This is a genomic window from Nonomuraea sp. NPDC049646 (assembly GCF_044465525.1).
Classification (GTDB): domain Bacteria; phylum Actinomycetota; class Actinomycetes; order Streptosporangiales; family Streptosporangiaceae; genus Nonomuraea.
The window spans coordinates 428,029-443,532 of the sequence record NZ_JBITLU010000005.1 but is presented as its reverse complement, the minus strand read 5'-3'; the positions used below and the strand labels follow the sequence as shown (position 1 = coordinate 443,532).

The 15,504-nt window shown below is 62.6% G+C and carries 13 protein-coding genes and 1 pseudogene; 7 read left to right on the top strand and 7 right to left on the bottom strand.

The features are described 5' to 3' along the window. From ACIBQ8_RS17690 to dcm, 6 genes are all read left to right on the top strand, one after another. On the top strand, nt 1-417 hold a 417-nt coding region (locus ACIBQ8_RS17690; RefSeq protein WP_397192438.1), incomplete at its 5' end, for a WD40 repeat domain-containing protein. A 314-nt stretch (nt 418-731) separates the two neighbouring features. Next, nucleotides 732-2,201 (top strand): ATP-binding protein, encoded by a 1,470-nt coding sequence (locus ACIBQ8_RS17685; protein ID WP_397192437.1) that lies wholly within the window; start codon nt 732-734, stop codon nt 2,199-2,201. Between the two features lie 2 nt (nt 2,202-2,203). Next, entirely contained in the window at nt 2,204-5,026 is a 2,823-nt protein-coding gene (locus ACIBQ8_RS17680; protein WP_397192436.1) for a Z1 domain-containing protein, read from the top strand. After that, complete coding sequence (locus tag ACIBQ8_RS17675; protein WP_397192435.1) at nt 5,023-6,012, top strand: PD-(D/E)XK motif protein; 990 nt, start codon at nt 5,023-5,025, stop codon at nt 6,010-6,012. Before ACIBQ8_RS17680 ends, ACIBQ8_RS17675 begins: the two co-directional genes overlap by 4 nt. Nucleotides 6,013-6,015: 3 nt before the next feature. Beyond that, entirely contained in the window at nt 6,016-7,752 is a 1,737-nt protein-coding gene (locus ACIBQ8_RS17670; RefSeq protein WP_397192434.1) for an AIPR family protein, read from the top strand. Nucleotides 7,753-8,001: 249 nt separating this feature from the next. After that, nucleotides 8,002-9,888, top strand: a complete 1,887-nt coding sequence (gene dcm, locus ACIBQ8_RS17665) for a DNA (cytosine-5-)-methyltransferase (protein WP_397192433.1) — start codon at nt 8,002-8,004, stop codon at nt 9,886-9,888. Nucleotide 9,889: 1 nt separating this feature from the next. Here dcm and ACIBQ8_RS17660 read toward each other — a convergent pair whose 3' ends face one another. The 4 genes and pseudogenes from ACIBQ8_RS17660 to ACIBQ8_RS17645 all read right to left on the bottom strand — a co-directional run bounded on the left by ACIBQ8_RS17660 (nt 9,890) and on the right by ACIBQ8_RS17645 (nt 12,555). Then, nucleotides 9,890-10,339, bottom strand: coding sequence for a very short patch repair endonuclease (locus ACIBQ8_RS17660; protein WP_397192432.1), 450 nt, complete (start codon nt 10,337-10,339; stop codon nt 9,890-9,892). Nucleotides 10,340-10,669: 330 nt separating this feature from the next. Beyond that, nucleotides 10,670-10,891 (bottom strand): hypothetical protein, encoded by a 222-nt coding sequence (locus ACIBQ8_RS17655; protein ID WP_397192431.1) that lies wholly within the window; start codon nt 10,889-10,891, stop codon nt 10,670-10,672. A gap of 894 nt (nt 10,892-11,785) precedes the next feature. Further along, a pseudogene (locus tag ACIBQ8_RS17650) lies at nt 11,786-12,269 on the bottom strand (NUDIX hydrolase). A gap of 34 nt (nt 12,270-12,303) precedes the next feature. After that, nucleotides 12,304-12,555, bottom strand: a complete 252-nt coding sequence (locus ACIBQ8_RS17645) for a winged helix-turn-helix domain-containing protein (protein ID WP_357696295.1) — start codon at nt 12,553-12,555, stop codon at nt 12,304-12,306. A gap of 118 nt (nt 12,556-12,673) precedes the next feature. Between ACIBQ8_RS17645 and ACIBQ8_RS17640 the strand changes: the two genes are divergently transcribed. After that, nucleotides 12,674-12,892: a hypothetical protein gene (locus ACIBQ8_RS17640; protein WP_364341064.1), complete on the top strand. Its 219-nt coding sequence runs from the start codon at nt 12,674-12,676 to the stop codon at nt 12,890-12,892. A 277-nt stretch (nt 12,893-13,169) separates the two neighbouring features. Here the strand turns inward: ACIBQ8_RS17640 and ACIBQ8_RS17635 are convergent, their stop codons facing one another. From ACIBQ8_RS17635 to ACIBQ8_RS17625, 3 genes are all read right to left on the bottom strand, one after another. Next, complete coding sequence (locus ACIBQ8_RS17635) at nt 13,170-13,736, bottom strand: guanylate kinase (RefSeq protein ID WP_397192430.1); 567 nt, start codon at nt 13,734-13,736, stop codon at nt 13,170-13,172. Then, on the bottom strand, nt 13,733-14,761 hold the full coding sequence (locus ACIBQ8_RS17630) for an AAA family ATPase (protein WP_397192429.1): 1,029 nt from the start codon (nt 14,759-14,761) through the stop codon (nt 13,733-13,735). Before ACIBQ8_RS17630 ends, ACIBQ8_RS17635 begins: the two co-directional genes overlap by 4 nt. A 247-nt stretch (nt 14,762-15,008) precedes the next feature. Next, nucleotides 15,009-15,374: a GntR family transcriptional regulator gene (locus ACIBQ8_RS17625; protein ID WP_397192428.1), complete on the bottom strand. Its 366-nt coding sequence runs from the start codon at nt 15,372-15,374 to the stop codon at nt 15,009-15,011. Nucleotides 15,375-15,504: the final 130 nt, after the last annotated feature.

Here is a 15,504-nt window from a genome sequence, read left to right as displayed (position 1 = left end):
TCCGCCGTAGGTAGCCTGACCGGCCACACAAGCGCGGTGTCCGCGATTGCCTTTGCGACACTCCCCGACGGCACCCCACTACTAGCCACCGGCAGCCACGACCAGACGGTGCGGCTCTGGAACCCCGCCACCGGCAGCCAACGCACCACATTGGTCGGGCACGCAAGCGCGGTGTCGGCAGTCGCCTTCGCGACACTCCCCGACGGCACCCCACTACTGGCCACCGGCAGCCACGACCAGACGGTGCGGCTCTGGAACCCCGCCACCGCAACCGCCACCGACGGCCTGCCCCTCTCGGCTTCCGTAAGAGCACTCGCCCATGCCAGCAGTCGCCTTGCCATCGGAACCGATCACGGCGTCCTGATGTTCGATCTCGGAAAGCCGACCCTCCCTGAACAGACCTTTGCGGCGCGCTAGATCACGGCTCTTCGAATCTAGTGCGGTGCTCGCTGGTGGTGTCCACAACCGCCGACTTACACCAGGTCCTCATCCAGAACCGCGGCCTTCGGCCCCCCGACGCGTGCCATGGCGAGATACCCGAGCTTCGAGGTCTATTCCCGCCCATCCGGCCCGAATCAGCCCGGTTGCCCGTTCCCCGACACTGAGTCCGCTACATAGAATCCTTTTGCGCCCGCATGACACCAATCTCGGTTCGTTACGTCCATCACTTTTGTCAGCCCCCTCCTCTAGCCTCTCGGTAAAGCGGAGAACGAGAGAGATCCGAGCTGAATATGACGGCATCTGGTCCAGCAGACGAGCTCCTCGACCCATGTGCCGAGGACCTGATCGAGTCGCTGCGCGCCTTTGGATATGACCTGCCAACGGCCCTTGCCGACTTGATCGACAACAGTATTGCTGCCGGAGCCCAGAATGTCCGGGTGGAGTACTCCTCCGATCCGGGGTCAGCATGGGTTGCCGTCTTGGACGACGGGCGCGGGATGAACGAGAACGAGCTGAGGTCCGCCATGCGGTTCGCTCGCAATCCCAACGCACACCGCACCGCCAGCGACCTCGGTCGGTTTGGGCTCGGTTTGAAGACGGCGTCCCTGTCCCAGGTCAGGAATCTCACCGTGCTGTCGCGGGACTCCAACGGGGAGCTATCCAGCCGGACGTGGGATATCGACCACGTCACACACCAGCGCCAGTGGATGGTGCTCACCGAACTGGACGATGGGGCTCGAGCAATCGTCGACCTACTGGGATTCACCGGCCAGGGCACCCTCGTCCTTTGGCGGAACCCCGACAGGCTGGGGGACGGCCCCGATCTTTCTCGCCGGATCAAGGAAGCAGGCCGGGAGCTCTCTCTGTTGTTCCACCGCTTCATTGCTAACAAGCGTCTCGCCATCCTGGTCGGTGGGAATCGTCTGGAGGCGATGGATCCCTTCCTGCGCACGCACCCAGCGACCCAGGACCGCGGCTACGAGGACCTCAAGCACGGCCACCACCGGATCCGGGTTAACCCGGTGATCCTTCCCCATCCTTCACGACTCTCCAAGGGAGATACCACCAAGTCCACTGGGTCGGGTGGGATGCTTGCCCGACAGGGGTTCTACGTCTATCGGGGCGACCGGCTCGTGGTAGCAGGCGGCTGGCTTGGGATCTCTGGCCTCTACAACTCCCAGCCCACCCGACTGGCCCGGCTCTCCGTCGAGATCCCCCCCGGCGCGGACCTCGACTGGGAGGTCGACGTCCGGAAATCCACCGTTCGACCACCATCTCCGATCGAGAAACGTCTGGTCGAGATCGCGAAGGACCTGCGAGCGGGCTCAGAACGAGTCTTCACCCATCGTGGCACCCCGGTCCCTGGCCATCGCGCTCGGGGCGAGGTTCAACTCGTATGGCAACAGGTTCGGCGGCTTGGCATGTCGGAGTACCTCGTGAACCGCTCCCACCCGCTCGTCAGCGCAGCGCTGACCGGCCCCGGAGGAGAGTCCCTCGAAGGCCTCCTGCGGCTTATCGAAACGACATTCCCGATCGACCTGGTCGTCCAAGAGGTGGCGACGTCAACTGCGCAGGAGCAGGTAGAAGCTCCTGACGTTGAGGAGATCCTCTCCGAGTTCCGTTCGATGCTGACTGGACTTCCACAGGATCCGGTGGTCAGAGCCGCCCTCACCTCCGCCCTCATGGAATCTGAGCCCTTCAGCCGGTACCCCGGTCTCATCCAGGAGATCGTCAAGTCCGAGACGACCGAGGAGGATTGAACGTGTTTGACCCTATCGAAATGGCCAAGAACGCGGTTCTGAGCCTGGAGCGGCATCAGCGGACCCCCGAACGTCTCCGGGAGATTGCGTCGCAGGTCGCTGTTGTACTGAGGCCAACCCAGGGTGAGATCTCTGTCGACGACCTGGTTAAGGTCCTTGAATCCGAGTTCGATGTCTGGATCACTCCACCGGTGGTGGTCAGCGACCCTGACGGACACGAGCCCTGGCTGGAGCAACGGCGAGCGGGCATCAAATTCTCCTACTGGAAGCGATACCGCACCCTGCTCTCCAAGAGGTGGAAACCTGGAGCAATCGAGGCGTTGGACGGGAGCACCGACCAGATTCTCGGTCTGATGGAGGATCCGAAACGGCCCGGCAGTTGGAAGACCTATGGGATGGTTTACGGGCAGGTTCAGTCGGGCAAGACCGCGAGTTACACAGGGGTGATCTCCAAAGCTGTCGACGCCGGCTACCAGGTCGTGATCGTTCTCACTAGCCAGCACGAGAGTCTTCGCCACCAGACCCAGGCGCGCCTCGATCTGGAGTTTCTCGGGTTCAACAGCAAGTTCACCAGGGATTCCACCTCCGGGGACTCGATGAACATCGGGGTCGGTACCCTGGGCCTCCAGAAGCCAGAGGTTGCCTGCCTTACCCTGACCACCCGCGACAGCGACTTCACTGCGGCCAAATTTCAGGGCAGCGCGATCGACATTCACTCCTTCCGGGTCCTGGTCGTCTCCAAGAAGAACAAGAGGATCCTGGAGAACCTCCGGGACTGGCTTGCCAATGCCGCCACAACGGGTCCTGACAGCTCCCGGCTGATCCGCAACGCTCCCCTGCTTCTGATCGACGACGAGGCCGACTACGCATCTGTCGACACGAAGAAGGCCGCGAAGGGCCGCACCCAGAGCGACCCCGACCACGATCCGACCGCGATCAACAAAGCCATCCGCGAACTCCTGGAGCTCTTCGAGAAGCGGGTGTACCTCGCCTATACGGCTACACCGTTTGCCAACATCTTCATCTCGGAGTCGACCTCCCATGAAAAGTACGGTGCGGACCTGTTCCCCCGCAGTTTTATGGTGGCCCTGGAACCTCCCTCGAACTACTGTGGCCCCGAGGTCGTGTTTGGTCTTGAAGACCCCTCCGCGGCAGAAATCCGTGAGCCGCTCCCGATCATCCGGGAAATCGGCGACCACGAGGACTGGATGCCCGACGGTCACCGCAAGGGCCACATGCCTGAGCTTCCACTTCCGGCATCTCTGGTAGAAGCATTGGACGCCTTCGTCCTGTCCACCGCCGTGCGCGGGGTCCGTCGGGACCAGTACAGCGTGGGCGGCGGCCACAACACCATGCTCATTCACGTCACCCGCTTCACTGACGTGCAGGGGCAGGTGGCCAGACAGGTCCAAGACCATCTGCGTGCCACAGCCGACGCTTGGGGCGACTACGGCGAGGCCGGGCGATCCGTCCAGAGGCGTCTCGCTGCTCTGTGGGAGAAGGACTTCGCCCCCACATATGACACGCTCGCGGAATACACCGACGTAAGCTCTTCGATCGGACCACAGGTCACTTGGGACCAGGTTCGGAGACTCGTCCCGGAAGTGTTGGAGAACGCCGCCCATGGCGTTAGGCGGATCAACGGGACTGCCGCCGACGTACTCGACTACCAGTCCACCACCCCCGTCACCGTGGTAGCTGTGGGAGGTGACAAACTCTCACGAGGGTTGACCCTCGAAGGACTCTCGGTCTCCTACTACCTGCGCACTTCCCAGACCTACGACACCCTGCTACAGATGGGCAGATGGTTTGGGTATCGTCCTGGCTACCTCGATGCCACCCGGCTCTACACCACACCGGAGCTCGTCGGGTACTACGTGCACATTACCCGGGCGAACCGCGAACTTATGGACCTCACCAGCGCCGTGGCGCGGGCCGGTGGCACCCCGAAGCGTGTCGGCCTGCGGGTCATGGACGGCGTCGGCAACCTCCAGGTGACCGCCTCCGCGAAGATGCGCTCAACAAAGATCATGACGGTCAGCTTCTCCGGAACCCGCGTCGAGACCCTGGTGATGCTCACCAGCGCCAAGGCTCTTCGACACAACCATGCCAAGCTGGAGAAACTTGTTGCAGAAATACTTCCGTACGGGGAGGTTCCACCGGACCGGCGGGAGGGGATCGGAGACGGATTCTTCCGGGAAGGTGTGCCCTCGAGCACAGTTTTGGACTTCTTCACTGGGTTCGCGGTCTCGCCCAGAGTTCTCGCCGCTAATCCCGAAAACCTGACCGACTACATCCGCGCACAGAACGACATCGGTGAACTCACCCGCTGGACAGTCGCGGTAACCGCCGGAAATGCCTCCAACATGCTCTCCCTGCCTGGCGCTGACATCGCCATGGTCAAACGAAAGACCATCACTGGCCACGCCCGTGTGCAGGACGGAGAGTTCGAGGTCGGCGTCTTGGTCAGCCCGATCCATGAGTCTCTGGGACTGTCGCGCGAAAGATACCGGCGAGCGTACGAGCGCACGGTGGAGGAATTTAGGAAGAGCGGCAGAGAGAAGAAACCTGCGAGAGCCAGCGGCGAGTCCCTGAGGGGGCTCCGGGACCCGGAGGAGGGCCTCCTGCTGATTTATCCGATCGACCCCGCGACATCCAAGGTTGCCGTCCCCGCCGAGGTCCACGGTCTTCCCGCTCTGGGATATGCCGTCGTGTTCCCTGTCTCCGATCGAGCCCAGAAGGTCAAATATCGCGTAAATGAGATATTCCTGAACAATCTCGCCACCGCCATGGGTGATGATGAAGAGGAAAACGAGGACCAGTGACCACGCCCACACCGGAGGAACTCGAACATTCCTTCCTCGCGGCAGAGGAAAAGGGCGGGCCCCCAGAAGGATCCGTACGCCGGAGGATTCTGCCTTCGTCGAAGGTCGATATTTTCGTCGAAGTCCGGTTCCCTGGCCTTGAATGGGCACTGGTGGTGAGGAGCAGGGAGAAGCTTGAGGACCGAGATCTCATGCTTACCAACGGACTGACCTGCCGTATACGAGAAGGCTCCGTCGAGATCCTGGCGGACCAGCAGACGGATCGGCTCCTGTTTTGCTCGCTCCTGGCCGACCTGGTCGGCCACCTACAGCTACCCAGCAAGATGCCGACGAGGACACTGGTTCGCAGGCTCAATGCCTGGCGCCGGATGCTCACCCGGGGGCTGCCCACAGGTCTCACCCCAGAAGCACGCCTGGGGCTCTTCGGGGAGCTGCTTGTGCTCCAGGACCTGATGCTCTCCGCTCTCGGAACCGCGGCCGTGCGCTCTTGGGTCGGCCCACGTCAGTCACCCCAAGACTTCGTCCTCGGGTCCACAGCCGTCGAGGTCAAGAGCGTGGCACGCAAGGAGATGCATAGCTGTCGCATCAGTAACGAGAACCAACTCGACTCCGATGGTCTGAATAGCCTGTTCCTCGTCCACCAGGTGGTGGACCAATCTCCGGAGGGTATCTCGCTCCCCGAACTTGTGGACGACCTGCGCGAGGATCCCCTCATCGGCCCAGAGCTCTCCTGGTTCGAGAACTCCCTCATGGAGGCGGGGTGGCTGGACTCCCACCGCGACAATTACCTCAGTGATCGCTATGCGTTGGTCCGCCGGCAATGCTTCACTATAGAGACAGGATTTCCACGAATGACACCTGTGGACCTCCCTGTAGGAGTGTCTGGAGTATCATATTTTATTGATCTATCCACCTGCGAAAGCCACCGAGTGGACGAGGGCAAGGTCCGCGAGTCCCTCATAGGGGCAGGCGCGGCGGAGAGGTAGCACATGGGTGACGAGAGCACTGAAGAGTTCGCGCTCAGTCTCGAAAGGGACGTTGAAGAGCGGCTGGGACTGGACTCAGGCCGCCTCAAGCGAGACGTCTTCGTGCAGATCGCCGCCGAGTACCTTGTCGAAGACGGGGCATTGGAGGACCTGACCGTCTGCTACTTCAAGGCCCCCCTCGCGCAGAGCTACATGGAGGTCGCTGGGTACCACCTCAGTGACGACGGGCACGTCCTCGACCTAGTCGTGGCCAACTATGGACATCTCGGCCAGACACTGGCGAAGGACCAGGCGATCCGACAGCTTCGCTGGGCGAAGAACTTCGCCATCCAATGCCACGCAGGTCACCACCTCAAGATGGAAGAAGCCAGCGCAGCTTACGACATGGTGCAGGATATCAACGCGCACTGGTCCGAGCTCGACAAGATCCGGATATTTCTTATAACCGATGGTCGGACCACCATCGACTCCTTGGAGGAGGATTCCGTAGGAAGCCTTCCGGTGATCCAGCACGTCTGGGACATCGAACGTCTGCACCGACTCGTAGCATCAGGTCGGCATGAGGAGCCGATCAACATCGACTTCAAGGAGCTTGGCAGCCCCGTCGCCTGCCTCCCCGCATCCGGCACCGACGGCGACCACCAGTGCTTTATGGCCATCCTCCCTGGCCAGGTCCTCGCGGACATGTACGAGAAGCACGGCACGAAGCTGCTCCAGCGGAATGTGCGGGCCTTTCTGCAGGCTCGGGGCAAGGTCAACAAGGGGCTCAACGAGACCATCCGCAACGATCCTGGCCGGTTCCTGGCCTACAACAACGGCATCTCGGTGACAGCCACTGGCGTCCAACTCACGGAGGGCCCAACGGGACCGCTCCTAGCAAGCCTGAGCGACCTCCAGATTGTGAACGGCGGGCAGACCACCGCCTCCCTTCACCATGCCTTGAAGCGCGACAAGGCGGATCTGAGCCGGATTCAGGTCCCGGCGAAGATCACCGTTGTCGAACCCGAGTTGCTCGACCAGCTCATCCCGCGAATATCCCTCTACGCGAACTCTCAGAACGCCATCAACGAGGCGGACTTCCAGTCCAACAGCCCGTTCCATGTGGAACTAGAGCGACTGTCACGGCGGCTCTGGGCTCCTGCTCCCCCAGGGTCAAAGCAGGAAACCCACTGGTACTACGAGCGTGTACGTGGACAGTACGATGTCGACCGAGGCCGCCAGCCGAAAGGCGCACCACAGAAGAAGTTCGTCAAGGAGAACCCCTCCCTGCAGCGGTTCACCAAGACGGATGTGGCGAAGTTCGAGATGGTCTTCCTTCAGCTGCCTCATATTGCCAGTTGGGGGGCGCAGAAATGCTTCCGGCAATGGACCCTCGACGTCCTCTCGCACCGGACCGAGCTCCCGGACGAACAGTACTTTCGGAACCTGATCGCGAAGGCCATCTTCTTCACCCAGGCACGAAGGGAGATCATGCGGCTCAACCCAGGTGCGGGCTATCCCGCCCAGGTCACCGCCCACACTCTCGCGCGACTGGTTCCAGAAGTCGCTCTGGAGGCGATACTCGGCGCGATCTGGCGCAACCAGGCTCTCCCCTCGGAAGTGACGCAGGCCGTCGGCCCCCTGAGCACCCTCGTCCGCGAGGTGTTGCTGGACACGCCCTCAGGCGGCAATGTGACCGAGTGGGCCAAGAAGGAAGCGTGCACGAAGCGGGTCATGGATATCCACTGGGTAGGCGTCTGACACCTCGTTGTCCACAGCCGGTCCGAGACCTCATGGGATGCCTCCTCGAGACTCGTACAGTGCAACCCCAGGAAGGGCGCATGGGCCTGCAGGACCAGTTTGGTAGGTCGAGGGGAAAGGAGTACCTTCTGAGATTGGCGCCGCTTCGGGAGGCAAAAGTGACGCCTGTTGAGGCAGAATGCCTTGCACGACCGGGGCCTCTGTGTTCTCCTGGTGGTCATTGGGGAGTACAACGGGATGGAGGGTCGCGTGGCATTTTACGGGGTGAAGCTGCATCGCAGCGACGTCCTACAGCTCCCCGATCCTGACGATCGTTGCACCGAGGACATCTTCGTTGAGTGGTGCGACAAGCGCCTGGCTGCGGGTGAACGACTTGCGGTTGATCTTTTTTCCGGTGCTGGTGGACTAAGTCTTGGCCTCGAACGGGCTGGTTGGACCGTTGTCGCCGCAGTGGATCATGATCGGCGCGCATTGGAGACCCACAGGGCCAACTTCCCAGGACTGTCGCTGGACGTGGACATGTCCGACGTCCGCGCCAGAGCAGACCTCATAGCTCTTCTGAAGCAAACCAAGATCGATCTTGTTGCCGGCGGCCCACCATGTCAGCCTTTCAGTAGAGCCGGTCGAAGCAAGATACGCAGCCTCGTCGACTATGCGGGACGCGACCCCCACGATGCGCGCAAGGAGCTATGGAAGGCCTTCCTCGAGGTCGCGCTGGCCATCCAACCCCGCGCCGTTCTCATGGAGAACGTTCCCGACATGGCGCTGGGCGATGACTTCCGTGTCGTTCGAGAAATCGTCGAGCACCTTGAGGGCGACGGCTATCACACCGACGTTCGCCTGGTTGACGCGTGGAAGTACGGAGTTCCTCAGCACAGGAAGCGCTTGATCGTCCTCGCCCGAACTGATCACCATGAGTTCCCTTGGCCCGAGGCTCTCCCCAAAGTCACAGTGCGGGATGCGATCGGCGATCTTCCCGTGCTGCCCGAAGACGACCCTGTCGGCGATCGCCGCCTTCCATACCAGGGGGAGTCATTGGCCTCTGCGTTCGCAAGGCGAATGCGAGAAAATGAGCACTCCGGTTTCGTCTGGGACCACATGACCCGCCCGGTCCGGCGTGACGACCTCGAGACGTTCAAGCTCATGGACCACAAAACTCTGTACCGCGACATCCGACCCGACCTTCGTCGGTATACCGCCGAGACCTTCGATGACAAGTACAACCGCTTGGGCTGGGACGAACTCAGTAGATCCATTACAGCCCATATCGCCAAGGACGGCTACTGGTATATACATCCCGAGCAGCATCGAACACTTACCGTGCGAGAAGCGGCTCGAATTCAAACTTTTCCGGACGATTTTCGCTTTTCCGGTACGCGAAGCGATGCCTTCCGGCAGATTGGAAATGCCGTACCTCCAGAACTTGGCAGAGTCGCCGCCCAGGCGATCAATCCCGAGAACACCATTCAGGAAACGCTGTTCTCGACGCCCGCCCGCTGGGCACTGATCCATAAGGCCCTTACATCCTGGGCCGAAGAACAGCGGAAGGGCTCGGACTGGTTCAACATTCCTAGCGATGACGTTACTCCGGCCGTTGCCCTTGTCGTTGCAATGCTCAGCGCCAACGGGAGGGCCGAGACCCGCGGGCTTGCTCAAGCCTTGGAGCCGCTGCGCGGCGTGGCCAAGGTGACGGCTAGAGAACTCCGCTCCCTGATGGACCGTCTCGGCCCACGTGCGGAAAGCCGGCTTGCCCCCCTACAGGAACTCACGGCCAAGCACAACGTATGGAAGAACCCCGCCGACCTGGCCGAGGCGCTACGCCTGAAGCCGGCAGAGGAATCCCTCCTTACGTTGCTTAGCGGGCACGACGTCATGCTCACCTCGCAGGTGTCCCTGCGGGTTGCGGCTCGGGTATCTGGCACGAACTCCGACCAGACCAATCGCCTTACGGACGGCAGAGTTGATTTGGCGCGGCTCATCGGAGGCGGTAAGCCGGCCCCCCTTCGCATGGCGGCTCTACGAGTACTCGGTATGACGACCTGCACTCCGAACGAGCCGTTGTGCAGCACCTGTCCGCTGACGACTTGGTGCAGTTACTCCATCGAGGAACGTCCACGCGCCTCTACACTCTGGTAGGTCAACGACCAGACGGATCTCGGGGAACGCTTCCTTCTCTAGCCTTACGCCCAACTTCCTCGGCTGCGAGACGCACGTCTCTCCTAATTTCACACTCCCATACACGGTGCACGCGCCAACCAGCCTCCTCAAGGGATGCGTCGTTCCGACGGTCCCTGGCGCGGTTTGTATCGATCTTTATGCGCCACCGCTCCGCATTCGGCCCCCTGAAAGCTGGCGCGTGATCAGGGCAGCCGTGCCAGAAGCAACCGTCCACAAAAACCGCCAGTCTCCACCGGGGAAGAACGAAATCCGGAGTGCATCTAGCGACGAGTTGCTGGTGGAGTCGGAATCGGAAACCCAGCGCGTGAACAGCACTGCGTAGCGCTACTTCCGGCTTAGTGTTCCTCGTACGACGTCCGCGGAGGTGTGCTCCCTTCTCTGTCGCCTCCCACGATCGGTCGGCAGCCACGTAGAACTCCTTTCAATCAGGTACGTCCGCCGGTTCTGATGGTACGTGCCTCGGCCATCAGCCGATGTCATTCAGAACTACCCTCTTCGCGACGCCCTTGAGGAGATTGCATTGCTGCCCGGTCAACTCGCTGGCCAGACGACAACCGCGCATTAAGCTCCTCCGAGAGCAACGATGACGCGACGGTTGATGTCCAGCGCTTCAGCTCAAATCCCCAGTCAGGCCAGCACTCTTGATCCACCGCACCCATCGAGGACTTCCCTCGAAGTGCTCCGTGATCATGGCGCCCGACGGAAGGGAGCCGTCTGAGCGCCTGTTGGACTGTGCCCATTACCATGCCACCTGGCGGAGGTCCGAGGCGCTCTTCCGCGCGATGGTGGACACTCTGATGTCCCTGCACCTGCGCTCCTGCCACATCAGCATCTTGTAGGCACCGATCAGCGCGAACGAGGGCCAGGCGGCGACGATCTGTGCCACAAGGTTCGGGTCGGCAACCGCGACATTCGCTGCCAGGCTTGCCATGCTGCTGACGATGAGCAACGTCCAGGCCAAGGTCTCCATCAAAGCCGGGGCGGTTCAACATGCGGTCTGGCGGCTGGGCTCGCATCTTCTCATCGTGGCCCAAGGCGACGACCTCACGACGTACGGCTCTACGACGAGGCTTCGCTCCAAGTGGTCGATTATCCGGCCAACATGCCTATTCCGACAGGCTGGGATCTCCACGGTCTTCTGCTGGGCTCCAATCTGGAATGAGGCCGGGCTGTGCGCCCGTGCACGCCTGATCGTCTACCTGAGATTCGCTGAGGTTCGGGCCACGCAGAGAGACACACGTAGTCCGGCGGGCCAGGGCTGAGGAACGAAGCCTTGGCCCTTCGATCGCCCCCGACCATGCACGATGCCCGGCCATGCTGTGGCGATCGTAGGGCTGCATCTGTGCGGCGGCGTGGCAACCCCGGTCGACGCGTTCAGTTGGTACGGCGGGGCGGGCGTGCGGTGGCCGACCCGGTGTCCCGCACGCCGTCCGGGACCGGCCCCCAGGCCCCACGCCCAAACGGCGTGTGGGCGGAGGGCCGGGGGTACGGCGGCGCGCCGCGCCGCCGCTTGATCTCCTATCGGTACAACCCGGCAAGCTTGAGGATGCGGAGCCTCACGCGGTGTAGTGCTGAGGCACCAGATCCATACGGTCGATGCCTATGCCATGATGCGCCTCTCGACGTTCTTGCTGTCCGCCGTGTTGCTTGCAGCGCGTGGGTGGTGCTGGCCGCGACCGGCCGAAGAGCCGCAGCGCGGCCAGCGACCGCCCGACGCGCGGCGAGACGCCGCAGGCGGCTCGCCTTTAAAACCGTGGAGAAAGTCCTCATCCACTTGTCGATCACGCTTCTGACCTGCGACTCTGTCGGAGTTCCATAGTGCTTAGCTATGGCTCCATGCCGGTTGTCTCAGGTCTCAGCCGATGCACGGGTCTGCTGCTTCGAGGTAGTGGTTGATGCGCATGCGCATGCGCATGCGCATTGACCGATCCATCGGGTGGCTCTCGATGTCCTGTCGCGCTACCATCGGACCTCGCGGGACTCTGAGCTCGGAGTTGGCTCGCCCCCGGTAGGGCGTGCCGTGAGCACGATGGAGAGCTCTTGTCGCGCCTCCCCATTGCTGGTGTAGAGGATGACGTGCCTGGGGTCGCTGTACGTGCCGACGATCCCGGTGATCTCGCAGGTGATTCCCGTCTCTTCCAGGGTCTCGCGGATGGCTGCGGCGGGGATGGACTCGCCGAGGTCGATGGCGCCGCCGGGGAGGGCCAGTTGTCGTTGTCGCTACGGCGGATGAGGAGCAGGGCGCCGGCCTCGTTGGTGACGGCCACATTGACCGAGGGCACGAGGCTGTTCGGCAGAGGCGCGTCTGGGTCGTCGTAGTAGTCGATCCGGCGGTTCATGCTCGGGGAGAGTACTCCGCCAATGTGCCGGGGCTCAGCTCTTCGTGGATTCGGCTTCGCCGGGTGGGCTTACGAAGCTGCCGAGGTTCGGCACGGTGTAGATCAGCCCTTCGTCGCGGAGTTGGCGGATCGCCTTGCGGATGGTGTCGCGGGCTACGCCGAACTCCTGGACGAGGCGGACTTCCGAGACGAGGTACTTTGGCGGGTATTCGCCGCTGCTGATGCGTCCGCGGAGGACGTCGGCGACCTGCTGCCAGCGGGGGCGATCCGGCTCGAATTCGATCACGAGGCCCAAGCGTAGAAAGGGGACTTCAAGGGTCGTCACTCGCCTATAGGGATCTATCGCTATCCCTCGGTATCCCTAGGGGTAGACAGGCTCTTCGCTCAGCTTCTACGCTCGTGACATGGCGACCAAGAGTCACTGCCTTGTAGCGCTTCGCGCCTGCTTCCCCGGCTGGTCCTTCTTCCAGAGTGACGCAGGGGCCTTCTACGGGAGCCGGAGCGGCGTACGGCTCAGCGACAAAGAGGTTGACGCTGGGATGCAGCAGACGGTGAGCGCGGATGACCTGGAAACCTTCGTCAGGCTGCTTCTCGCGCAAGCGCAGTTGGGGGCCGAGGTATGAACGTACCGTCGTGGCGCTTCGACCATCACAGCCATCACTTGGCAGTTCCTCAGGAGGATGTGCTTCAAGTGGCCTGGCAAGACGTTGTGCGGCGATGCGATCGGATCAGGGTCCATGAGCACACGTGCACCTGCATGCCTCCGATGTATGAGCTGTGCGCGGCCGGCGGGTTGTCGTTCATTCGACGCATGTCATGGGACGGCCGTCCGCGCGTCGTTCAGACTGAATGGATGTCTGCTCGGGCTGCTCGGCAGCTATGGATGCAGATCCTCACCGGCTACGCGCGTTGATCCATCGGCGCCACTTCGCGGCCGTGGTAGGCGCTTGCGATTTGCTGCGCTATCTCTTCCGGCGCGATCAGGTCGGTTCGGTGTCGGTGATGGAACGTGCTCTCACCATGGGTGTACAGGTCGGCGAATGCCTCGTCCCATGCTGCCAAGCGGTGTGGGGTGTCTATGTCGAGGCGCTGTCGCGAGCGTTCCTCGCAGACCGCCCGCGGTACCCACAGCAGGACGACCAGCCAGGCTGTTGCCTCGGTCAGCCGGCGGATGTCGGCGATGGTGCCCAGATGGACGATCGGTACCTGGCCGGACGAGACCAGTTCGTCGATCTGGTGGCGGTCGATGGCGTACGTGTTGCCGTAGCGGCGCGTCTCCAGGAGGAGGCGGCCGGCGGCTCGCAGCCTGGCCAGCTCCTCGACGGGGACGAAGTCGTACTCTGTGCCGCGCTGGTTGCCGGCCTTGAGCTTGCGCACCAGCGCGAACCGCGGGTCGAGTCGGCTGAGGGCGGCGGTGATGGTGCTCTTGCCGCTGGCGGGTGGCCCGTACAGGACGATGCCCCTCATGTGAGGATCCGCTTCAGGGTCTCGCGGGTCTGGTCGGCAAGGCTGATGGCGGCGCCGAGGCGGTTGTCGACGGTGATGTGGGCGGTGGGCGGGCTGGTCTCGGAGTTGAGGCCGCTGACGTACGTCTGCCAGTTGGCGAGCTTCCAGGCGTCTCGGGGCGCGCCGCGGAATTCGATGTACTCACGCATGGACTCGGCGTCGCAGCGTACCCAGACCACGGCCACGTCGATGCCCTTGGCCGCGCATCGGTTGGTGAGGCGGGAGATCCAGTCGGGGGATTGGAGTTCGGCAATGAATGGCGCCGCGAGGATGGCCGAGGTGCCGACTTTGAGGTTGTCGAACGCGGTTTCCATCAGGCACCGGTACTCCAGTGGACGGACCTCGCTCAGGTACAGCTCGGTGTGCCGGTCGTGGGGGTCGCCGCCGAGGGAGATCAGCAGGCGCTCGACCATGGGGCGCGTCAGGGAGTCCTTGTCCAGGAAGGCCCAGCCGGTGATGTCGGACAGGAAGCGGGAGAACTCTGTCTTGCGGGATCCCTCGTAGCCGCCGACGAGGGTGAGGATGGGCTTGGGGCTGCCCTGGCCGTGGCGGCGTCGCCAGGCGTCCACGACTCGGTTGAGGAGGGCGTTCTGCTCACCGTTGATGGGAGCGCCCGAGACTTTGACGAGGGCCTGTTCGATCACCTCGGCGGCGGCGTTGTCCACGGCAGGGTCGGTGGGCTGGGGCAAATCCGAGATGGAATTTTCCACTTCGGATATTTCGCCAGGAAGCGGCAGCCGGAAACCCAGTGTGGGTTCGTTTGCCTGGTATAGAAGGCAATAGGCTCGTCGGTAGTGAGGCCCGGGATATACCGATCCCTGTTCGTGTGCCCAGAGTGTCTGGAAATTCGCGGCCGGCGCGGTGAGCCCGTGCCGTGCGGCGACCTGGCGTAGCTGGTCACCTGCAGCTTCGAGGGTGAGTCCGTGTGCTTCGCGGTACTGGCGCAGCAGCAGGGGTTGCCATCCGGGGCGGTGAATTGTCTTCATCGCATCCTTTTGCGCGCTTGGAGGGGTGGGCGTGTGTAAGCGCATGTGTAACCGCCGTGCAGGCAGCAATGCAGAAGCTTAGCTAACGCTCCGTGATACTCAACAGCGGCGATACGCGATGAACTAACGGCATCCCGCAGGGGATTACGAACCACCAGAAATGGGGTGCCGAGAGTGACCGCAAACGAGCGAATTCTGGCCGAACTTCAGGCCATTCGGTCGGAGATGGAGGAGTTGGCCTGTCGGGTCAGCGAGATCGCTTCCGCTCTTGGAACACGGCCTTCTCCAGGTCGGCGATCCGCTCGCCGAGAGTCGCCAGAGTGCTCCGCATCTGAGAGAGCTGGTCCATGACGTCCGACGGGGCCGGCTCTTGGAGCGACTCCGCCGCGCCCTCCCGTACGAACACACCCTTGCCCTGCTGGCCGACGATCAGCCCCTCGGTGCGGAGCACGCTGATCGCGGCCTTGACCACGCTGGCGGACACGTCGTAGCGCTGGCCGAGCTGGGCGGTCGAGGGCAGCGCAGCGCCGGGTGCGAGTGAGCCCGTTCTGATCTGCGTACGAAGGTCGTCCGCTATCTGGAGGTAGCCGGGGCGACCGCTCTTCTCGACCATTCCGCGCCTTCCGTGAGGTCGTCTGGCCTCTACTTCAGCACACCCCGCACGACATGCCAACCAAGTCTTCGTGGAATCCCTTGACAACTTAGAACGCCAAGTATTCCATGCATACTAAGAGTCGCAACGT